This is a genomic window from Herbidospora cretacea (assembly GCF_001570605.1).
Lineage (GTDB): Bacteria > Actinomycetota > Actinomycetes > Streptosporangiales > Streptosporangiaceae > Herbidospora > Herbidospora cretacea.
Genome location: NZ_BBXG01000007.1, coordinates 114,994 through 133,951 on the forward strand (window position 1 = coordinate 114,994; position 18,958 = coordinate 133,951).

Genomic DNA, 18,958 nt, shown 5'->3' on the forward strand with positions numbered 1-18,958 from the left:
GGTCGGGAAGCGCATTATCGGCGATGCTGGCTGCAGCCGGCCAGGCAGGCATTTACTTGGGTAGTGAGTCTGACATGCATGGCGTCGGCGAGATGAACAGCAGTATGTCGAGTTCCTCGACGTTCCGGTCGCCACCCTCAATCAGTGGCGCTGCCGCCGCGTCGGCCCTCGTGGCCGCCGGACCGGCAAGCACCCGCTACATCTCCGATGATGTCGTGGCCTGGGTTCGGGAGCAGATGTGACCGTCTACGACACGTGGTACAAGTCCCGGAGAGGGGCACGTGCAGGGAACACAAGCGCTCCCCACTTCGAACCATGGTCGCGGCGAACGGTGGCAAGTGCGTTGGCACGACGACAGGGGAGAGCAGCGCGAGCGGACTTTCGAGAAGAAGCCGATGTCGACGGCTTTGACGCCGAGTCGAAGAACAGTCTGGACAAGGGAACGTCTGTCGACGTCACGCCGGTCGTGTCCGCGTCACGGACGCTGCTGCCAAGTGGCGGGCCGACCTGTTGCACCAAAGGTTGATGACCGAACGCATGGAACGGGTCTTCCGGCTCCACATCGATCCGATCATCGGCCATATGCAGATAGCCAATATGCGGCCAGCGCATATACGGTCATGGGTCAAGGACCGTTCGGGGTTTTGACGCCTTCGACCCTGGCCATCGTCTACAGCAACGTGATCTCCTTCTTCAAACGCTGTGATCGATCGTGCTATCGGCATCTCGCTCTGCCTCGGCGTGCGCCTGCCGGACGCCGACAAGCCCAGTCACTTCGTCGCGATCCCCGATCAGGTCCCCACCCTCGCGTAGAACCTACTGCCGCTTGTCAGTACCGTCAGTTTTCTCGCAGCCGACTGCGGCGTGCGCGGCGGGGAGATCTTCGGCTTAGAGGTCGACGAACTCGGCCTGAAGCGCCGAGATGTCGACATCAGCCAGCAACTCGTCTGTGTCTTTGGTCAGGCGCCATACCTGGCTCCGCTGAAGACGTAGACCTCCGCGCGAATTGCCGAAGGTCGTCTGTGAGGCTCTCGCCGCACGCTTGAAGCGCTTCGAGCCGGTCGAGATTGAGATCGTGATGCGACCGACCCGCGCAACATCGTCACCCGCCCTGCCCCGCCCGGTGTTCACGACGAACGTGCTCCAGCCCATGCACCGAGCGACCTGAGCGCACATCTGGGCGCCGGCCGCCCGGCTCGCCGACATCCCGAAGGGCGTCGCTCTCCACTGCCTACGCCACTACTTCGCGATGCTGCTGATTCACAAAGGGGACTCGGCCAAGGCCGTACAGTTCGCGCTTGGTCACTCAACTCCGATGGTCACGCTCAACACCTACGTGGGGAGTGACCCGAAGCAGGAGAGAAGACACGCCGACTGGTCGACGAGTCACTCGGACACACTCCGCGCCTCGCATGACCCCAGAAGGGACTCAGGGCACATGGCCGCTTCAAGATCAGCAACCGTGTGCCCTGAATGTGCCCTCTGATCTTCGGCTGGACACAAAGATGCAGGTCAACAGGGCAAAGTCCAGTGAAACTAGCGGTAGTTCTTGAACTGCAGCGCGATGTCGAGGTCCTTACCTTTCAGCAAGGTGATGACATCCTGCAGATCGTCCTTCTTCTTGGAGCTCACCCGCAGCTCCTCGCCCTGGATCTGGGCCTTGACGCCCTTGGGCCCCTCGTCGCGGATCATCTTGGAGATCTTCTTCGCGTTCTCCTGGTCGATGCCCTCCTTGAGGGCGATGACCAGCCGATATTCCTTGCCGGAAAGCTTCGGCTCGCCCGCGTCGAGGACCTTCAGGGACAGCCCGCGCTTGACCATCTTCTCGCGGAACACGTCGAGGACCGCGTTGGCCCGCTCCTCGCTGTTCGCCTTGATCTCGATGTCCTTCGTCCCCGACCAGGCGATCGCCGCGCCGGTGCCCTTGAAGTCGAAGCGGTGCCCGACCTCTTTGACCGTCTGGTTCAGCGCGTTGTCGACCTCCTGCCGGTCGATCTCAGAGACAACGTCGAAACTGCTATCGGCCATCGGTGTCCGTGTCCTCTCTACGTTCCTACCGACCTTAGCCGCCTCATGACCACTCGCGGCGCCACCTCGATCCCGAGCTCCCGTTCATGTGCTACGAGGGCCCTGAGTTCTGGTCCCCACTCGGCAGGATCGAGCACCTCGAAGCCGCGCCTGGCGTACCAGGGTGCGTTCCACGGCACGTCGCGGAACGTCGTCAGGGTGACGGCGCCGAGCGCGCAGACGGCCTCCAGGAGGGCGGTGCCCAGGCCCTTTCCCTCGTGTACGGGATGCACCGCCAGCTGGTCGAGGTGGGTCTGGCCGTCGACGGTTCCGACCAGGGCGAAGGCGACCGGGGGAACGCCCGTGACGTAGACCCGGCTCGGGTCGGAGGCCTCTTCGATCATGGTGGTGCCGGGTGGGAAGACGATGCCGAGCGGGGCGAACTTGGCGTCGGCGGCCAGCTCGATCGCGGCCAGGGCGGGGAGTTCGGCGGAGGCGGGGTGGCGGATCACGTGGACCATCCTGGCTTGAGGGACGTCCGGGACATATCGATGTCACGTGTACGGCGTGAGTCCGCTATTCTTTTCCTCGTCGCCGCCGCAAGGGGGATGACGAGGCAGGTTGCCCGAGTGGCCAAAGGGAGCGGACTGTAAATCCGTCGGCTAAGCCTACCCAGGTTCGAACCCTGGACCTGCCACCAGCAGGAAAAACGGCCCCTGATCAGCGCGAAGCTGATCAGGGGCCGTTTTCGCGTCCTAGGAGAGCCACGCCTGCACGGCGATGCCGGTCAGGCCGGCGGCGCCCCTGACCAGTTGCGCGACGACCGTGGCCGTGCGGCCGTCGGAGAGGGCCAGTTCGATCGCCGCTTCCCGGCCCTGCGCCACCAGCTTCACGGCGGCGTCCTCCATGGCGATCCGATCACGCAGGCACAGGCCCGGAGGCATGGAGGCCGTGACGCCGGACCCGATGCCGCTCTCCCGCGCCGAGTCGAGGAACCTCCTGAACAGGGCCCGCTCGCGGTCGGCGCTCAGGTCGAGCAGGCTCTGCTCGACCAGCCGGGCCGACTGCTGGGCCACGGCCGTCATCTGGGCGTTCATCCGCTCGCCGAGGGAGGCGATGCACACGACGCCTTCCACGCGTCCGCTCAGGGGGTTGCGCACGGGGGTGCCCACGGCGGCGAATCGCTGGAAATCCTCCCAGAGGTGTTCTTCGCCCGAGACCTGGTAGGTGCGGCGCTCCAGCAGTGTGGAGCCGACGGCGTTGGTGCCGATGTCCGACTCGGCGTAGCTGAAGCCAGGGAGGATGCCGAGGGCGTCCGCGGCGGTGAGCAGCGACGAGTCGCCCACGATGCGCCGGGTCAGCACTCCGGAGGCGTCGCTGAGGAACACCCCTGACGGCGTGTCGGAGATGGCCGTCTGGAGCCGGTCCAGCACGGGCTGGGCCGCGCGGATGAGGAGGCTGTCGAGATCCAGGTCGTCGAGCAGGCGTGCTTTGAAGGTGCCGGGTTGGAGCCCGGCGTCCTGGCAGCGCCGCCACGAATTCAGGATCGGCTCGCGCACCGCCTTCTCCGCAGAGGTTCTGCTCACAATCAACCTCGTCAGTCTCAGAGATATCCGGAATGGGGCGCTGAATGCGTAAAGCCGGATATGTGCGGTGGATTGGAAAAAGCGTTACAATCTTCTACGATAAACCCTGCAAATGGGCGTGGATGCCCCCGTTTGGTAAATGTTCGTAAGGAATGGGGAAAGAGCCGCCGGTTCAGGATGGGGTAACCGGGAGGCGGAGGACGAAGCGTGCCCCGTTCGGGGCCGCGTCCTCGACGTGGAGGGTGCCGTGGTGGGCCCGGGCGATGTCGCGGGCGATGGCCAGGCCGAGCCCGGTGCCGCCGCGGTCGCGGCTGCGGGCGCTGTCCAGCCGGGTGAAGGGCTTGAAGATGTGCTCCCGTTCCGTCACGCAGACTCCCGGGCCGTCGTCGGTGACGCTGAGCTCCGCCATGTCGCCGCTGCGGCGCACCCCGACGGTGACGAGGCGGGTGGCGTGCCGTTGCGCGTTGTTGACCAGGTTGTTCAGCACCCGGCACACCTGGATGGGGACGGCGTCGGCCACCACTCCGGGGGTGAGGTCGAGCCGTGCCGGGTGGGGATCGCCGATCCGGCGCGAGATCTCGGCTTCGACGAGGTCGGCCAGGTCCACCGGTTCCAGGTCGGTGAGCGGGGTGGCCCCGCTCCGGGCCAGCGAGAGCAGGTCGGTGAGGATGGCCTGCAACCGGTCGACATCGGTCAGGGCGTGGCTGAGCAGGTCGGCGAGGTCGGTCTCGTCCGGGTGGAGCTGGGCCTCCTCCAACTGGATCCGCAGGCCGGTCAGGGGGGTGCGCAGTTCGTGGGAGGCGTCGGCGGTGAACCGCCGCTGGTAGTCGAGCGCGTGCCGCAGGGACCTCGTGACGTCCTCCAGTTCGGCGGCGATCGCGCGCTCGTGGGTGTAGCGGCAGGCGTTGTCGACGCACACCGCCGCCCGGTTGACCAGTTCCTCGGCCAGGGCGAGGTCGTCCTCCTCGAAGGGCTTCCTGGACCTGGAGCGGTAGAAGCTCACCACGCCGAAGGTGACGCCCCGAGCCCGTACCGGCGCCGCGATGAGGGAGCTGAGCGGTTCGAGCACCGGCTGCTCGATGGCCACGCTGCGGGCCTGGGGGGTGGAGGGCGGCATCGCTATGAGCGCACCGACCGGATGCAGGCCGGGATCCTCGCCCACCCCTGAGAGCGCGACCCGGCGGAGTCCCCCGTCGAGAGTGGTGGGCTCCATCCCCCGCAGCACCTGGTCGGACAGGTCGACGCCGACGTGGTCGGCGAAGCGCGGGACGGCGATCTCGGCCAGTTCCTCGGCGGTCCGGGTCACGTCCAGTGACGTGCCGACGTGGGAGCCGGCGTCGCACAGCAGATTGAGCCGCTCGCGGGCCTGGAGGGCCAACCGGCCGATTCCCGGCTCGCTCACGGCCAGAAGCCACCCGTCGGTCGCGACGGGCGCCGCCGGTTGGTCGTCTCTGGCGTACTCCGGACCTGCCACGTGTGCGATCTCCGTCCTCTGGGCTCGACGCCCGACGTCGAGGGAGACTCGGAGCGACGCGTCTGCCGCGGGATCCTGATGCACTCGGCGGCGTTCTCGACTGGTTCGCCTGACGAGCCCAGTTCATCCTCTCCATCTCCGCTCGATCCCGACAACCGAGCACATCCCGATTTGAATCAGATGAGGTGTTTCCTTTGCCGCTTTCCCCTCGTATCGACCCGAGTCAGACTGAAAGACAGTCGGGACTACGGAGGGAGCCTCGTGAGAGACCGGTCCGCCGCCCTGGAGATTCGTGGTGAGCTTCACGACGGGTACGGCATCGTGCACGTGAACGGCGAATTCGGCGCCGACCGCCGGTTGGGCGCCCGGCTCAAGGACGTGATCGCGGAATTGGACCTCCCCGAACCGCCCCGGCTCGTTCTCGACCTGGGGGGCGTCGTGTCGTGGGACGCGCTGGCCATCGGCGCCATCCTGTCGACCGCGAAACGGGTGCTGTCGGCGGGCGGCGCGTTCATGATCGCGGCTGTTCCGGACGATCTCCTCGCCTACTGTCAGCAGGCCCGGCTGCCGTTCGGCTTCCACGAGACGGTGGAGGCCGCCGTCGACGGCTTACGCGCCACCTGACGGTGTACTAGTACGATTGACGGGTGTCCCCGAGCGTCGAACGTCCCGATCCGCCCTACGTCCAGGTCGTGAACCACATCCGCGGGCAGATCCAGGCGGGCACGCTGAAAGAGGGCGACACCATCCCCTCGGCCCGGCAGATCGCGAAGGACTGGAACATCGCCCTGGCCACGGCGACCAAGGTCCTGGCCTCGCTGCGGTCCGAAGGGCTGGTCGAGGGCGTGCCCGGCCGGGGGACCACCGTGTCGGCGCGGCGGCACCGCTCGCCTCGCGACCGGTTCCAGATGGTCCGCCGGACCGGCCGCATCTCGCCGCCGAACGAGGCGGCGCGGGTCAGGGAGGCGGATCTGGTCGCCGCTCCGGAGCAGGTGGCCGACGCGCTGGGCCTGGCCCACGGCGCGCGGGTCATCCGGCGTCACCGGGTCACGATGTCGACCGACACGAACACGCCGGTGTCCGCGTCCACCTCCTGGTTCGACGGCGCCCTGGCCGACAGGGCGCCGAGTTTGCTGGTCGCCGAACGCATCGCGGCGGGCACCCCCGCCTACATCGAACGCCAGACCGGCCGCGTGGCCGTGTCGGGGCGCGACCAGCAGTGCGCCGGAACGGCCGACGACCGGGACGCCCATGATCTCGGCGTTCCGGAGGGTACGACCGTTCTGCGCGGCCGGAACTGGGTCTACGACCAGGACGGCGTCGTGCTGGAATACGGCGAGTACGTGACCGTGGCGGGTCGCTGGTCCACCTATGAATACGGGCTCGAAGGGCAAGGAACCACGTGAAGCTGATCCACTCAGGAAAAGTCCGGGACGTCTACGAGGACCGGGGCGACATCATCCTCGTCGCGTCCGACCGGATCTCCGTCTACGACGCCATCCTGCCGACGCCGATCCCCGACAAGGGCAAGGTCCTGACGCAGTTGTCCCTGTGGTGGTTCGAGCAGCTCAAGGACGTCGTCCCGAACCACGTGATCTCCGCCACCGACGTGCCGGCCGAGTTCGAGGGCCGGGCGGTCCGGTGCCGGGCCCTGAAGATGGTCCAGGTCGAGTGCATCGCCCGGGGCTACCTGGCCGGTCTGGGGCTGAAGGAATACCAGCGTGACCAGGCCGTCTCGGGCCTCCCGCTCCCGGCGGGCCTGCTCGAAGGCTCCCAGCTGCCCGAGCCGATCTTCACGCCCACCACCAAGGCCCCGATGGGCGAGCACGACGAGTTCATCACCTTCGCCGACGTCGTGGCCGAGGAGGGCGAGGACGTCGCCGACCGGCTGCGGCAGATCACCCTGGACGTCTACCGGAAGGGCGCGGAGATCGCGCGCGAGCGTGGCGTGATCATCGCCGACACGAAACTGGAGTTCGGCTGGGACGCCGACGGCGTGCTCACCCTCGGCGACGAGGTCCTGACCTCCGACTCGTCCCGGTTCTGGCCCCTCGACGAGTGGGAGCCGGGCCGTCCGCAGTTCGCGTTCGACAAGCAGTTCGTCCGCGACTGGGCCGCCGGCACCGGCTGGGACAAGACGGGCCCCGCGCCCGAGGTCCCGCAGGAGGTCGTGGACGTCACCCGGGCGCGTTACATCGAGGCCTACGAGAGGATCACCGGGCAGAGCTGGTGACCAACCGGCCGGGCACCGGCACTTCGAGGAACTCCAGCAGCGTCGCCACCTCGCGGTCGAGCTCGACCCCGACGGCGGCGATGGCGGGGTCGCCGAAACCGGCGAACTGATGGCTCGGCTGGTCGATGGCGAACCGGGCGTATCCGTCGGAGTGCTCGTAGATGGTCGTACGGAGCGGCGCGTATTCCATCACGGCCGGGTCGTGCTGGAACATGCGCTGCGCGATGGTGTGGTTCCCCATCAGATATTGGACGCTCCGCCACCTGTCGCCCGAAAGGCGGAAGATCGCGGAGTTGTCCAGCGACCAGTAGATGATGAAGTCGTGCGGGGCGTTGCGGTCGGTGAACCCGAGCACCGTCGACCAATCGGCCTCCTCGTCGATGAGCCGCTGGAAGCCGTCCCTGTCGAAGACCGGGACCGCCTCCTCGTAGCGCCGCCGGAACTCGTCGAACGACATGCCGGTGTCGACGGTCAGCCGGTGCGCCTCGTAGGCGACGTCGGCCACGTGTTCGTCCAGAACGGTCATAGGTCATCCCCCTTTCCAGGTTCAACGCCCTGCCGGGGCCGTCGAGTCCCCATCGGTCAGGAACGGAGAAGCGGGACCATCCCGGTCGTGGATAGCGTGATCTGCGTAAACACCACCACGACACAAGGATCGACATGACCACTCAGGGCATCAAGACCGTTCTGCACCCCGTCACCGACCTCGCCGCCGCCAAGGCCGTCTACACCGCTCTGCTCGGCATGGAGCCCACGGCCGACTCGCCCTACTACGTCGGTTACGAGGCCGAGGGCCAGCAGATCGGGCTGGTCCCCAACAGCGACATGACCGGCCCGCTCGCCCACTGGCACGTCGTGGACATCGAGGCCAAGATCGCCGCGGTGACGGCCGCCGGGGCCACGCTCAAGTCCGGCCCCAAGGACGTCGGGGGCGGCCGGCTCGTCGCCACAGTCGTCGACCCCGACGGCAATGTCCTCGGCTTGATCCAGGACTAGTAAAAAAACGTCAGTGGCGGCACGTACCCTCGAAGCTGCCGAGAGCGGGGAGACACCATGAGCCAGCCACACGCCGCCGACAGCCACGACCTGATCCGGGTCCACGGCGCGCGCGTGAACAACCTCAAAGACGTCAGCGTCGAGCTGCCGAAACGCCGGCTCACGGTGTTCACCGGCGTATCCGGCTCGGGCAAGAGCTCTTTGGTCTTCGGTACGGTCGCCGCGGAGTCCCAGCGGCTGATCAACGAGACCTACAGCGCCTTCGTGCAGGGGTTCATGCCCTCGCTGGCGCGGCCGGAGGTCGACGTCCTGGAGGGGCTGACCACGGCGATCATCGTCGACCAGCAGCGCATGGGCGCCGACCCCCGCTCGACCGTGGGCACGGCGACCGACGCCAACGCGATGCTGCGCATCCTGTTCAGCCGTTTGGGCCAGCCCCACGTGGGCTCGCCCAACGCGTTCTCGTTCAACGTCCCCTCGGTCACCTCGGCCGGGTCGATCACGGTGGCCAAGGGCGGCGGCCAGACCGAGAAGCGCACGTTCAACATGCTTGGCGGCATGTGCCCGCGCTGCGAGGGGCGCGGTTCGGTCTCCGACATCGACCTCAAGGAGATCTACGACGAGACCAAGTCGATCTCCGAGGGCGCGATCACCGTGCCGGGCTACAAGGTCGACAACATCTGGACGGTCAAGATCTTCGCCGAGTCGGGCTTCTTCGACTCCGACAAGCCGATCGGCCAGTTCACCGAGAAGGAGCTCCACGACTTCCTCTACAAGGAGCCGACCAAGGTCAAGGTCGAGGGCATCAACCTCACCTACGAGGGCCTGATCCCCAAGATCCAGAAGTCGATGCTGTCGAAGGACAAGGAGGCGATGCAGCCGCACATCCGCGCCTTCGTGGAGCGCGCGGTCACCTTCACCTCCTGTCCCGACTGCGGCGGCACCCGCCTGGCCGAGCAGGCCCGGTCGTCCAAGATCAAGGGGATCAACATCGCCGACGCGTGCGCGATGGAGATCCGTGACCTGGTCACCTGGGTCAGGAGCCTCGACGAGCCGTCGGTCGCGCCGCTGCTGGAGAAGCTCTCCCACACGCTCGACTCGTTCACCGAGATCGGCCTCGGCTACCTGTCGCTCGACCGCCCCTCGGGCACCCTGTCGGGCGGCGAGGCCCAGCGCGTCAAGATGGTCCGCCACCTCGGCTCGGCGCTGACCGACACCACCTACGTCTTCGACGAGCCGACCACCGGCCTCCACCCCCACGACATCCAGCGGATGAACGACCTGCTCCTCCGCCTGCGCGACAAGGGCAACACCGTCCTGGTCGTGGAGCACAAACCGGAGACGATCGCCATCGCTGACCACGTCGTCGACCTCGGCCCCGGCGCCGGATCGGCGGGCGGCGAGGTCTGCTTCGAGGGCACCGTCGAGGGCCTGCGCTCCAGCGGCACGATCACCGGCCGCCACTTCGACGACCGCGCCTCCCTCAAGGAGTCGGTCCGCGAGCCGAAGGGCAAACTGGAGATCCGCGGCGCCACGTCCCACAACCTGAAGAACGTCGACGTCGACATCCCCCTCGGGGTGCTCGCCGTGGTGACCGGCGTGGCCGGGTCGGGCAAGAGCTCGCTCGTCCACGGCTCGATCCCTCGCGGGGCGGGCGTGGTCTCCATCGACCAGGGGGCGATCAAGGGCTCGCGGCGGAGCAACCCCGCGACCTACACGGGCCTGCTCGAACCCATCCGCAAGGTCTTCGCCAAGGTCAACGGCGTCAAGCCCGCCCTGTTCTCGGCCAACTCCGAGGGCGCCTGCCCGGCGTGCAACGGCGCCGGGGTCATCTACACCGACCTGGGGATGATGGCCGGGGTCGCGACGACGTGCGACGAGTGCGAGGGCAAGCGGTTCAACGCGTCGGTGCTCGACTACAAGTTCGGCGGCAAGGACATCAGCCAGGTCCTGGCGATGTCGGTCACCGAGGCCGAGGAGTTCTTCCGCGAGGGCGAGGGCAAGATCCCGGCCGCCCACGCGATCGTCAAGCGCCTGGCCGACGTGGGCCTGGGCTACCTGGGCATCGGCCAGACGCTCACCAGCCTCTCGGGCGGCGAGCGCCAGCGCCTGAAGCTGGCGACCCACATGGCCGAGAAGGGCGGCACCTACGTCCTCGACGAGCCCACGGCCGGCCTCCACCTGGCCGACGTGGCCCAGCTGCTGGGCCTCCTCGACCGCCTGGTCGACTCGGGCAAGTCGGTCATCGTGGTCGAACACCACCAGGCCGTCATGGCCCACGCCGACTGGATTATCGACCTCGGTCCGGGCGCCGGCCACGACGGCGGCCAGATCGTCTTCGAGGGCACCCCAGCCGACCTGGTGGCCAAGCGCTCGACGCTGACGGGGGAGCACCTGGCGGCATACGTGGGGGCCTGAACGACGGAGGGTCTACCGGGCGGTGCGGGCTCGAAAGCGATTGGAGCTCAGACAGCCATGGGGGCTGCTGTGCCCACTTCACCGAAACCTGCATCGCCATATGCTGAACCGCGGAGTCCTTCGCGTTGATCAATGCTCAGTAGTGGACTTGGGGATCGCGCTGCCGACTCGTGAATGCGGATTCGGGTAATTCCGCCAAGTGTGCTTACTTGGCGGAATTGCTGAGCTTCGCGACGCGTCAACCACAGTGCCGAATTGGACGTCTTTCCTTATATGGCGCTGTGGAGAAATGGTCTAGCTGTAAGTGTCGCGGTCGCGGCCGGGATCGCCTTGGTGGCTTCGCCCGCCGGGGCCGCGCCCAAGAAGCGGCCCGCGCTGCCCGGTGACGTCAACGGTGACGGCAGGGCCGACGTCATCGCGGGTGCGCCCCTGCTCAAGGTGGGTGGCAGGACCGACGCCGGGGCTGTTGTCGTCTGGTTCGGCGGGTCCAAGGTGTCGGCCAAGGCCAGGATCGCGTCGGCGTCCAAGCCGGTCGCCAAAGAGAATCTCGGTCACGTTCTGGCGACCGCCGATTTCGACCGGGACGGTTATTCCGACGTTCTCGCCTCGGCCCGTAAGAAGATCGTCGTCTTCCGGGGTTCGGCCACCGGGCTCCGATTCAGCAAGTCGTTCGCCTGGCCGGTCACCAACGCGCCCATGCAGGCCGCCGACTTCAACGGCGACGGCTACGGTGACGTGGCGGTGCAGGGCGACAAGGAGATCGTCGTCTTCAAAGGTGGCGGCAAAGGGCTGGCCAAGTCGGTGACGTTGAAGAACGGCGCGGCGAAATTCGGCGCCGTGCTGGCCACGGGTGACGTGAACGGCGACAAGCGCCCCGATCTCGTGGCGACCGATTTCCGGCCCGCCTATCCGGAACCCACCGGCCCGCAGAGGATCACCGTCATTCCTGGAAACGCGAAGGGCCTGGCCATGTCGCGCGCCTGGTCGTTCGAGCCCTCCCGCCGGGACATCGTCGATGTCGTCGCCGCCGACCTGACCGGTGACGGGAAGGCCGATCTGGCGCTGGCGACCGGTGAGGGCGGGGTGCTCGTCCAGAAGAGTTCGGGATCCGGTTTCGGCACGGCTCAGGTTCTCGCCTTCGACTACTACCCCGCCAATCTGTCGGCGGGCGACGTGACCGGCGACGGCCGCGCCGACCTGGCCGTCCACGTCTCGGCCGACAACCACGACTGGGCCGAGCTCTATTCGGGCACCTCGACCGGGGTGACGAAGACGGCTTCCCGGAAATACGACCGGGAGAACTACGAGACCCAATTCGGCCGCGCGATGTGGATCGCCGACGTGGCCGGAGACGCGAAACTCGATGTCGTTGCGGGAATGCCGGGCGTCTATGGAATCGGTGAAATCCACATTCTTCCGAAGGGAAGCTACACCGGCCTCCAGCGCCTCAAATTGAGCTCCAAAGCGAGCAATGGGCTGGGCTTCAGCCTCCCCAGTCATCCATGACATCGCTCCATGCCGGGGCTGGTCCCAGGGAGACGCGACGGCTGCGGGCGGAGATCCCGGGCAGGTTGGAGACGGGTTGGTCGTAGGCGGCGCAGGGGCAGGCTGATTCCTGCGAGGCCTGGACCTTTCTGTCAGGGCCCGTTCCTAGGATCCAGGCATGCGGGATGGGCTCATCTGGTGGTCGACGGAGAGGGCGACGTTCGGCCTGGTCGTCCGGGACGGCGTGGTCGTCGAGGCGGCGCCCTATGCGCGGCGCTGGGCTCAAGGGCGGCAGGCTGAGGCGATCTTCGCCAAGGGGCGTGAAGACGGGGCTGTCTCTGTCCGGTGGATCCCGGAACAATGACGGCATCATGTTGCGATTGCGGGTTTTGGGGCAGCTAGCGGCGTCCGTCGGAGATGTCCCGGTCGAGCTGGGAACGTTCCTTCAGCGGGCGGTCGTCGCCCGGCTTGTCGCCGGGGGTGGGCACATCGTATCGGCCGACCGGTTCATCGAGGATCTCTGGCGGGAGCAGCCGCCGCCGAAGGCCCTCGGCGCGCTGCAGGTCTACATCTCGAACCTGCGCAGGATCCTCGAACCCGGCAGGGCGCCCCGCACCCCGGCCACCGTGATCGTCTCCGCGCCGCCCGGCTACCGCCTTCAGCTCCCGCCGGGTGCGGTCGACGCCTGGCGGTTTCCCCGGCTGGTCGACGAGGCCGTGGCGAAGAAGGACCCCGTCGAGCGCCTCCGGACGCTCGACGACGCCCTCGCCCTCTGGACCGGGCCGGCCTACGCCGAGTTCGCCGACGAGGAGTGGGCGGTCGCCGAGGCCGCGCAGCTCGACGAGTTGCGGCTGGTGGCCATCGAATATCGGGCGGAGGCGGCCATCGCGCTCGGGCGGCACGCCGAGGTCGTCGCGGAGCTCGATCGCCACGTCGGCGGCCATCCGCTGAGGGAGAACGCGGTCCGGCTGCTCGCGCTCGCCTACTACCGGGCCGGGCGGCAGCCTGAGGCGCTGGCGGTGATCCGGCGCACCCGCGAGACCCTCGCCGAGGAACTCGGCGTCGATCCGGGGCCCGCGTTGCGGACGCTCGAATCGGACATCCTCCACCAGACCGAGACCATCCAGTTCTCCCCGCCGCCTGAGCCGATCAAGGTCAGTCCGAAGGCCGCGGACAGCGGTGAGATCGTCGGGCGGGAGGCCGAGCTCGATCGGCTCGCGCGCGCCGCCGAGCAGGCCACCGGCGGGTTCCGGGTCGCCTGGCTCGGGGGAGACGCCGGGTCGGGGAAGTCGACGGTCGCCGTCGCCCTCGCGCGGCGGCTGGCGTCCCAGGGGTGGACGACGGCCGCGGGGCGCTGCCCGGAAACGGTCGGCGGGGTGCCGCCGGCGTGGGCGTGGTCGGAGGTGCTCCGGGGGCTCGTCCCGGGACGGCCGCCCGCTCCGGCGCTCCTGCCGAAGCTGGCGCCGCTGCTGACCGACGACGCCGAGCCGGTGGGGCAGTTCTGGCTGGCCCGCGCGGTCGGCGACTATCTCGCCGAGCTCGCCGCGCCGCTGCTGGTCGTGCTGGAAGACGTGCACCGCGCCGACGACGAGACGCTCCACCTGCTGCGCCATCTCGCCACCCGGCTGGCCGGGACGCCGGTGCTGGTCCTGCTCACCCACCGGCCCGACGAGGCGACCACCGACCTGATGGCCACCGGCGCGGCGCTGGCCGCGCAGACAGCCGAGCACCTGACGCTCGGAGGGCTCGGGGAGGAGGAGATCGCCCGGCTGGTCCTCGACCGGTCGGGGGTCGCCGTCGGGCCGGCCACGCTGACCGTGCTCGCCGAACGGACCGGCGGGAACCCGCTCTTCGTCTCCGAGACCGCCCGGCTGCTCGCGGCCGAGGGCGTGCAGGCCGTCCACCGGCTGCCGCCGGGGGTCCGCGACGTCATCCGCAGGCGCATCGCCCGCCTCCCGGCCACCGCGCAGACCACGCTGCGCGACGCCGCCGTGGTGGGGCGGGACGCCGACGCCGACGTGCTGATCGCGATGCGCGACGCCGACGAGGACACCGTCCTCGACGGGCTCGAAGCGGGGGTGCTGTCGGGGCTGCTGACCGAGCCCAACCCCGGCCAGGTCAGGTTCGCCCACGTGCTGGTCCGCGAGACGCTCTACGAGGACATCCCCCGGCTGCGCCGGACCCGCCTCCACGGCAAGGTCGTCGACGCGCTGGAGGCGACCAGGCCGGGCGACGTCGGCTCGCTGGCCCACCACGCGCTGGCCGCCGCCACCGCCGCGACCGCCGCACGCGCGGTCGGTTACGCGGCCAGGGCCGCGGAGAAGGCCTCTTCCCTGTACGCCCACCGCGAGGCCGTCACCCTCCTGCGGGGCGCCGTGGAGATCGCCCCCGAAGACGCCGGGCGGCTCGACCTCCAGTGCCGCCTGGTCTCCGCCCTCGCGCACGCCGGTGACCTCGCCGGCGCCAAGAAGCTGCGGAGCCAGGCCCTCCCGGCGGCCCGCCGCCTCGGCGACCCGGCCCGGCTCGCCCGCCTGGTCACGTCGATCGACGTGCCGCTGATCTGGAGCATCGTCACCGAGCACGTCCTCGACCTCGACATGATCGAAGCCATCCAGGACGCCCTGCCGGACGCCGACGACGCCATGCGCTGCCGCCTGCTCGTGGCCCTCTGCAACGAGACCGAGCCCTACGGCGGCGAGCAGATCGAACGTGACAGCGCGGAGGCGATCGAGATCGCCGGGCGGCTGGGCGATCCGATGCTGCTCTGCATGGCGTACAACGCGCGTTACTGGGTCTGCGTCCACGCCGGGCAGAGCGCGCGGCTCGACCGGCTGGCCGACGACGTGTTCGAGGTCGCGGAGGCCAACGGGCTGCAGGGCTACCTCACGCTGAGCCGCTACATGAAGATCATGGTGGCGCTGGCCCGGGGCGACCGCGCCCAGGCCCGCCACTACGCGACCCTGGCGACCGGCAGCTCCACCAGCGGCCAGTTCGCCCACATCCTCGGGGTCTTCGCCCTGCTCGACACGCTCGACCTGTACATCGAGGGCCGTTTCGACGAGGCCGAGCACGCCGTCGTCGGGCTGGCCGGGCAGCTCGCCGCCATCGGCGACGGCAACGCCGTGGCCTACGGCCTGATGGCCCGCCTGGCCATCGGGATCACCCGTGGCGACACCGGCACGCTGATCGACGACTACGAGGCCGTCTGGAAGGACCTGGAGACCGTCCACGAGATCTACTCGCGCGCCCTGGTGTCCGCCGGGCGGCTCGACGAGGCGCGGGCCCGCTGGCAGCCCGACGAGCCGCCCTTCCCGGGCGTCTACCAGTCGCTCGTGCTGACGATGCGGGCGCAGACCGCGATGGCCCTCGGCCACCGCCGCGCCGCGAAGGAGACCTACGAGCAGCTCAGGCCGCTGGCCGGGGAGATGGCCGGGCTGTCCAGCGGCTCGGTCACCCACGGGCCGGTCGACCACTTCCTGGGCGACCTGGCCCGCTACCTGGGCGACGAGGAGGCGGCGGTCCGCCACTACGCGGCCGCCGCCGAGATCGCCGAGAGGGTCGGCTCGGCATTCTGGGCCGGCCGGGCACGGGAGGCGCTCACCCGAAGATGAGCCGCTGCCGCCGCCGGTGACCGGGGCGCAGCGCGGCCAGCATCAGCGTGACGACCGGCCCGCCCATCCTCCTGATGCGGGCCATCTCCTCGCGAGTGGCGTACTGGCCGACCCAGCACAGGTCGAAGCGGATGTCGCCGCCCTTGCGGATCCGCGTCTCCGCCTCGGCCCAGTCCCGCTCGGTGACGTACTGGAGGACGACGGGGAAGATCAGGCGTTCCTCGGCCTCGATGTGCTCGTCCAGGAGCTCGGAGAGGCGCTTGAGCGCCAGGTGGAGGGGTTTGGCGTCGCCGCCCGCGGCGAACGCCTTGGCGGCCGCGTCGGCCTCGTTCAGCAGCGGGTCGAGCAGCGAGTGGTCCTCGCTCAGGTCGCCGAGGTCGGCGGCGGCGCCGGCCGAGCGCTCGATCAGCGGCCACACGATCTCGTCCTCGCGCGTGTGGTGCTGGTGGATGGTGTGGGTGATCCGCCCCACGAAGTGGGCGATCGCCCTGGCGCGGGTCGGCGTGGTGGCCGCGAGGTGCTCGGTGAGGGCGACGAGACGGTGCAGGTCGCCGCGCATGGCCCGGTGGATGATCCGGATGCCGGTCAGGTCGGGGGTCGTCATGCCCCGACGATGCGCCGTGGTGCTTGGCGGAGACCTGTTGGCGACTTGGTGGGGCAGATGGGGCGAAACTGACGGTGGGGGACGCTAGTTTGTCGGGCTATGAGGAGTCGATGGGTGGGGCCCGACGGCTACGCGATCGTGCCCGGGCTGTTCGGCGAGCGTCAAGTGCTCCGCGTCGAACGGCATGGCCGCCACCTCGCCGACTGCTTCTCGGTCGAGGAGGTCGCGCGCTTCGTCGACCTGGCCGACCTCTGCGAAGTCGTGTCACTGAGGCCATAACACTGAGGCCATAACCACACCCCCAGGTGACAGGGTTTTCCCGACCCGGCCGTTTACGGTCGAGACATGCGTCTGGTCACTGTGCTCGCCTTCTGCGTCGCTCTCGTCGCCTGCGGCTCCGCGACGCCGCCCGACGGGATCCCGATCCCGACGCCGCCCGCCGCGTCCGTGCCGTCGGCCCAGGACGTGTACGTGCTGAACTTCTTCGGCGACGAGCAGGGCTCGCCCGCGCAGAAGCCGGCCGACCTGGTCATCTCCGAATTCTCCACGATGAACAAGCTCACGTGGGAGAAGTGGGGGCCCGACACCGCCGTGGGCCGGGGCATGCTGACCGGGAGCTGGTGCCTGCCCGACTGCCTCCAGGAGCCCTACGGCGCCACGGTGACCCTCGCGACGCCCACGACCAAGGGCGGCCGCACCTACTTCACGAGCTACACGATCGAGCCCGACGACCTCCAGTCGGCCAAGGACCAGGGCGCCGACCTGATCGGAACCCTCCAGACGCCCTAGGCCGATTGGATTTCGCATCCACTGCGCGGGACGTGTATGGTTTACCTGTCCGCGAACGCGAGAGCGAACGCAGGGCCCGCCCCTATAGCTCAGTCGGCAGAGCGTCTCCATGGTAAGGAGAAGGTCAACGGTTCGATTCCGTTTGGGGGCTCTAAAGCCATCAGGTCCTGTCCGATGAAATCGGGTGGGGCTTTTGGCTTGGCGGGTGAAAAACAATCCCCGCAAAAGTGATTTGGGGATTCCTCGTGAATTCCCGAAACCCGTTCCCAGTGGAATACCACGTGTGTGGCAGTCGCACGGGTCGGGTATCCTTGCGTGGCCGGTCAGTTTTGGTCGGTCTCCAGGCGGAGTAGCTCAGTCAGGCAGAGCAAACGGCTCATAATCGTTGTGTCGCCGGTTCAAGTCCGGCCTCCGCTACTACCCTTCCGGGCTCCCTTTCACAGGGACCGGTGTGGGTTGTCCAGTAGTCCCAGACGTAGAAAGGCACTCCCACGTGGCTGCCACCGACGTTAGGCCGAAGATCACGCTGGCCTGCCAGGAGTGCAAGCACCGCAACTACATCACGCGGAAGAACCGGCGCAACGACCCGGATCGGCTTGAGCTGAAGAAGTACTGCCCCAACTGCAAGACTCACCAGGCTCACCGAGAGACCCGCTAAAGCTGTAGTTCAGTTCCGCGAACGCCCGGCGGCCCCCCAGCCGCAGGCGCGGTGCTCGTTCTCACGCGAAACCGGCGACGCCACTTGAGGGCCGCCGGTTGTTCGCGTTTCTCCTTGCGTCACCTCTTCGGTTATCGGAGCGTTCGGCCGTACGGTAGAACTGGTCGTCCAGACGTATCGATCAACCAAGCGAGGAGCGCCCGATGGCGTTGAACCGCGACTTCATCGGGCGGGCGTACTCTTCGCCGACGCCTTACGAGGTCAGCCGCCTCAAGATCAAGGAGTTCGCCGCCGCCATCGGCGACGCGAACCCGATCTACCGCGACACCGAGGCCGCCAAGGCCGCCGGGCACCCCGACGTGGTCGCCCCGCCGACCTTCCCGATCGTCTTCGCCCTCGCGGGCGCGGGCGAGGGGCTCAACGACCCCGAGTTCGGCCTCGACTGGGCCATGGTCGTCCACGGCGAGCAGCGGTTCACCTACGACCGGCCCATCTACGCCGGCGACCAGCTGCTGTGCACCTCCACGATCTCCGAAATCCGCTCGGTCGGCCGCAACGAGTTCGTGACCGTCCGCGGCGACGTGACCACGCTCGACGGCGAGCCCGTCTGCACCAGCTTCAACGTCATCGTCGAGCGCGGAGGGGCGAAGTAACCATGGGGGCCACCGTCAAATGGGACGAGGTCGAGCAGGGCCAGCAGCTGCCCCCGGCCGAATATCACGTCGAGCGCGTCAATCTGGTGATGTACGCCGGGGCCTCCGGCGACTTCAACCCCATCCACTGGAACGAGCGGTTCGCCAAGTCGGTCGGCCTGCCCGACGTGATCGCCCACGGGATGTACACGATGGCCCAGGGCGGCCGTTACGTCACCGACTGGGCCGGCGACCCGGCCGCCGTGGTCGACTACGGCGTGCGGTTCTCGTCGATGGTCGTCGTCCCCGACGACGAGGCGGGCGCCACGATCAGCGTCTCCGGCCTCATCGAGGAGAAGCTTCCCGACAAGCGGGTGATCGTCGTGCTGACCGCGAGATCGGGCGACGCGCGGGTGCTGTCCAAAGCCAGGGCGGTAGTTCAGCTCGCATGATCGGGGGTAGCGC

22 protein-coding genes and 3 tRNA genes are annotated in these 18,958 nt (G+C 68.4%); 18 read left to right on the plus strand and 7 right to left on the minus strand.

The annotated features are described in order from the left end of the window. Window positions 1–537: 537 nt before the first annotated feature. Window positions 538–648, plus strand: a complete 111-nt coding sequence (locus tag AW270_RS42125; RefSeq protein ID WP_369408991.1) for a tyrosine-type recombinase/integrase — start codon at window positions 538–540, stop codon at window positions 646–648. A gap of 240 nt (window positions 649–888) precedes the next feature. Here AW270_RS42125 and AW270_RS15015 read toward each other — a convergent pair whose 3' ends face one another. Next, window positions 889–1,152 carry an SEA domain-containing protein gene (locus AW270_RS15015; protein ID WP_157521993.1) on the minus strand — a complete coding sequence of 88 codons (264 nt, stop codon included), beginning with the start codon at window positions 1,150–1,152 and terminating at the stop codon, window positions 889–891. A gap of 22 nt (window positions 1,153–1,174) precedes the next feature. On the opposite strand from AW270_RS15015, the gene AW270_RS42130 reads away from it, so the two are divergent. Continuing rightward, window positions 1,175–1,486 carry a tyrosine-type recombinase/integrase gene (locus tag AW270_RS42130; RefSeq protein ID WP_082801568.1) on the plus strand — a complete coding sequence of 104 codons (312 nt, stop codon included), beginning with the start codon at window positions 1,175–1,177 and terminating at the stop codon, window positions 1,484–1,486. Window positions 1,487–1,536: 50 nt separating this feature from the next. Here the strand turns inward: AW270_RS42130 and AW270_RS15020 are convergent, their stop codons facing one another. Both AW270_RS15020 and AW270_RS15025 read right to left on the minus strand, forming a co-directional pair. Further along, a complete protein-coding gene (locus AW270_RS15020; RefSeq protein ID WP_061294950.1) occupies window positions 1,537–2,028 on the minus strand; it encodes a YajQ family cyclic di-GMP-binding protein in 492 nt (163 codons plus the stop codon). 17 nt (window positions 2,029–2,045) lie between these two features. Continuing rightward, window positions 2,046–2,528, minus strand: a complete 483-nt coding sequence (locus tag AW270_RS15025) for a GNAT family N-acetyltransferase (RefSeq protein WP_061294951.1) — start codon at window positions 2,526–2,528, stop codon at window positions 2,046–2,048. Between the two features lie 94 nt (window positions 2,529–2,622). On the opposite strand from AW270_RS15025, the gene AW270_RS15030 reads away from it, so the two are divergent. Then, window positions 2,623–2,707 (plus strand) — tRNA-Tyr (locus tag AW270_RS15030). 55 nt (window positions 2,708–2,762) lie between these two features. Here the strand turns inward: AW270_RS15030 and AW270_RS15035 are convergent. Continuing rightward, window positions 2,763–3,593 carry a GAF domain-containing protein gene (locus AW270_RS15035; RefSeq protein ID WP_157521995.1) on the minus strand — a complete coding sequence of 277 codons (831 nt, stop codon included), beginning with the start codon at window positions 3,591–3,593 and terminating at the stop codon, window positions 2,763–2,765. A gap of 172 nt (window positions 3,594–3,765) precedes the next feature. Further along, a complete protein-coding gene (locus AW270_RS41785; RefSeq protein WP_061294953.1) occupies window positions 3,766–5,067 on the minus strand; it encodes a sensor histidine kinase in 1,302 nt (433 codons plus the stop codon). 261 nt (window positions 5,068–5,328) lie between these two features. Here AW270_RS41785 and AW270_RS15045 point away from each other — a divergent pair, with 261 nt between their 5' ends. The 3 genes from AW270_RS15045 to AW270_RS15055 are packed head-to-tail and all read left to right on the plus strand — an operon-like array spanning window position 5,329 to window position 7,300. After that, window positions 5,329–5,691, plus strand: a complete 363-nt coding sequence (locus AW270_RS15045; RefSeq protein WP_061294954.1) for an STAS domain-containing protein — start codon at window positions 5,329–5,331, stop codon at window positions 5,689–5,691. A 23-nt stretch (window positions 5,692–5,714) separates the two neighbouring features. Beyond that, window positions 5,715–6,473 (plus strand): GntR family transcriptional regulator, encoded by a 759-nt coding sequence (locus AW270_RS15050; RefSeq protein WP_061294955.1) that lies wholly within the window; start codon window positions 5,715–5,717, stop codon window positions 6,471–6,473. After that, a complete protein-coding gene (locus AW270_RS15055; protein WP_061294956.1) occupies window positions 6,470–7,300 on the plus strand; it encodes a phosphoribosylaminoimidazolesuccinocarboxamide synthase in 831 nt (276 codons plus the stop codon). The genes AW270_RS15050 and AW270_RS15055 overlap by 4 nt, the downstream gene beginning before the upstream one ends. On the opposite strand, the gene AW270_RS15060 is transcribed toward AW270_RS15055, so the two are convergent. Beyond that, on the minus strand, window positions 7,281–7,826 hold the full coding sequence (locus AW270_RS15060; protein ID WP_061294957.1) for a DUF302 domain-containing protein: 546 nt from the start codon (window positions 7,824–7,826) through the stop codon (window positions 7,281–7,283). The two genes, AW270_RS15055 and AW270_RS15060, sit on opposite strands and share 20 nt — an antisense overlap. 134 nt (window positions 7,827–7,960) lie before the next feature. On the opposite strand from AW270_RS15060, the gene AW270_RS15065 reads away from it, so the two are divergent. The 5 genes from AW270_RS15065 (at window position 7,961) to AW270_RS15085 (ending at window position 15,810) form a co-directional block, all read left to right on the plus strand. Next, window positions 7,961–8,296, plus strand: a complete 336-nt coding sequence (locus tag AW270_RS15065; RefSeq protein WP_061294958.1) for a VOC family protein — start codon at window positions 7,961–7,963, stop codon at window positions 8,294–8,296. A gap of 57 nt (window positions 8,297–8,353) precedes the next feature. Further along, window positions 8,354–10,714, plus strand: a complete 2,361-nt coding sequence (locus tag AW270_RS15070) for an ATP-binding cassette domain-containing protein (protein ID WP_061294959.1) — start codon at window positions 8,354–8,356, stop codon at window positions 10,712–10,714. 333 nt (window positions 10,715–11,047) lie between these two features. Further along, window positions 11,048–12,220, plus strand: a complete 1,173-nt coding sequence (locus AW270_RS15075; RefSeq protein ID WP_169807319.1) for an FG-GAP-like repeat-containing protein — start codon at window positions 11,048–11,050, stop codon at window positions 12,218–12,220. 157 nt (window positions 12,221–12,377) lie between these two features. Next, complete coding sequence (locus AW270_RS15080; protein ID WP_061294961.1) at window positions 12,378–12,563, plus strand: hypothetical protein; 186 nt, start codon at window positions 12,378–12,380, stop codon at window positions 12,561–12,563. Between the two features lie 7 nt (window positions 12,564–12,570). Continuing rightward, on the plus strand, window positions 12,571–15,810 hold the full coding sequence (locus AW270_RS15085) for an ATP-binding protein (protein ID WP_061294962.1): 3,240 nt from the start codon (window positions 12,571–12,573) through the stop codon (window positions 15,808–15,810). Here AW270_RS15085 and AW270_RS15090 read toward each other — a convergent pair. Beyond that, entirely contained in the window at window positions 15,797–16,414 is a 618-nt protein-coding gene (locus AW270_RS15090; RefSeq protein ID WP_061294963.1) for a hemerythrin domain-containing protein, read from the minus strand. The genes AW270_RS15085 and AW270_RS15090 overlap by 14 nt on opposite strands. A 99-nt stretch (window positions 16,415–16,513) precedes the next feature. On the opposite strand from AW270_RS15090, the gene AW270_RS15095 reads away from it, so the two are divergent. The 7 genes from AW270_RS15095 (at window position 16,514) to AW270_RS15120 (ending at window position 18,945) form a co-directional block, all read left to right on the plus strand. Then, window positions 16,514–16,693, plus strand: coding sequence for a hypothetical protein (locus AW270_RS15095; RefSeq protein WP_061294964.1), 180 nt, complete (start codon window positions 16,514–16,516; stop codon window positions 16,691–16,693). A 66-nt stretch (window positions 16,694–16,759) separates the two neighbouring features. Then, on the plus strand, window positions 16,760–17,203 hold the full coding sequence (locus AW270_RS15100) for a hypothetical protein (protein ID WP_061294965.1): 444 nt from the start codon (window positions 16,760–16,762) through the stop codon (window positions 17,201–17,203). A 78-nt stretch (window positions 17,204–17,281) separates the two neighbouring features. After that, a tRNA-Thr gene (locus AW270_RS15105) sits at window positions 17,282–17,354 on the plus strand. Window positions 17,355–17,546: 192 nt separating this feature from the next. Beyond that, window positions 17,547–17,620, plus strand: a tRNA-Met gene (locus AW270_RS15110). Between the two features lie 76 nt (window positions 17,621–17,696). Next, a complete protein-coding gene (gene rpmG, locus AW270_RS37735) occupies window positions 17,697–17,861 on the plus strand; it encodes a 50S ribosomal protein L33 (protein ID WP_030921771.1) in 165 nt (54 codons plus the stop codon). A gap of 203 nt (window positions 17,862–18,064) precedes the next feature. Further along, window positions 18,065–18,514: a MaoC family dehydratase N-terminal domain-containing protein gene (locus tag AW270_RS15115; protein ID WP_061294966.1), complete on the plus strand. Its 450-nt coding sequence runs from the start codon at window positions 18,065–18,067 to the stop codon at window positions 18,512–18,514. A gap of 2 nt (window positions 18,515–18,516) precedes the next feature. Next, window positions 18,517–18,945 (plus strand): MaoC family dehydratase, encoded by a 429-nt coding sequence (locus AW270_RS15120; RefSeq protein WP_061294967.1) that lies wholly within the window; start codon window positions 18,517–18,519, stop codon window positions 18,943–18,945. Window positions 18,946–18,958 lie beyond the last annotated feature (13 nt).

Excerpts from the sequence above, each read along its gene's own strand:
- AW270_RS42125 (WP_369408991.1), top strand. The coding sequence starts at position 538 with ATGGAACGGGTCTTCCGGCTCCACATCGATCCGATCATCGGCCATATG.
- AW270_RS15015 (WP_157521993.1), bottom strand. The coding sequence starts at position 1,152 with ATGGGCTGGAGCACGTTCGTCGTGAACACCGGGCGGGGCAGGGCGGGT.
- AW270_RS15020 (WP_061294950.1), bottom strand. The coding sequence starts at position 2,028 with ATGGCCGATAGCAGTTTCGACGTTGTCTCTGAGATCGACCGGCAGGAG.
- AW270_RS15025 (WP_061294951.1), bottom strand. The coding sequence starts at position 2,528 with ATGGTCCACGTGATCCGCCACCCCGCCTCCGCCGAACTCCCCGCCCTG.
- AW270_RS15060 (WP_061294957.1), bottom strand. The coding sequence starts at position 7,826 with ATGACCGTTCTGGACGAACACGTGGCCGACGTCGCCTACGAGGCGCAC.
- AW270_RS15065 (WP_061294958.1), top strand. The coding sequence starts at position 7,961 with ATGACCACTCAGGGCATCAAGACCGTTCTGCACCCCGTCACCGACCTC.
- AW270_RS15070 (WP_061294959.1), top strand. The coding sequence starts at position 8,354 with ATGAGCCAGCCACACGCCGCCGACAGCCACGACCTGATCCGGGTCCAC.
- AW270_RS15080 (WP_061294961.1), top strand. The coding sequence starts at position 12,378 with ATGCGGGATGGGCTCATCTGGTGGTCGACGGAGAGGGCGACGTTCGGC.
- AW270_RS15085 (WP_061294962.1), top strand. The coding sequence starts at position 12,571 with ATGTTGCGATTGCGGGTTTTGGGGCAGCTAGCGGCGTCCGTCGGAGAT.
- AW270_RS15090 (WP_061294963.1), bottom strand. The coding sequence starts at position 16,414 with ATGACGACCCCCGACCTGACCGGCATCCGGATCATCCACCGGGCCATG.
- AW270_RS15095 (WP_061294964.1), top strand. The coding sequence starts at position 16,514 with ATGAGGAGTCGATGGGTGGGGCCCGACGGCTACGCGATCGTGCCCGGG.
- AW270_RS15100 (WP_061294965.1), top strand. The coding sequence starts at position 16,760 with ATGCGTCTGGTCACTGTGCTCGCCTTCTGCGTCGCTCTCGTCGCCTGC.
- AW270_RS15115 (WP_061294966.1), top strand. The coding sequence starts at position 18,065 with ATGGCGTTGAACCGCGACTTCATCGGGCGGGCGTACTCTTCGCCGACG.
- AW270_RS15120 (WP_061294967.1), top strand. The coding sequence starts at position 18,517 with ATGGGGGCCACCGTCAAATGGGACGAGGTCGAGCAGGGCCAGCAGCTG.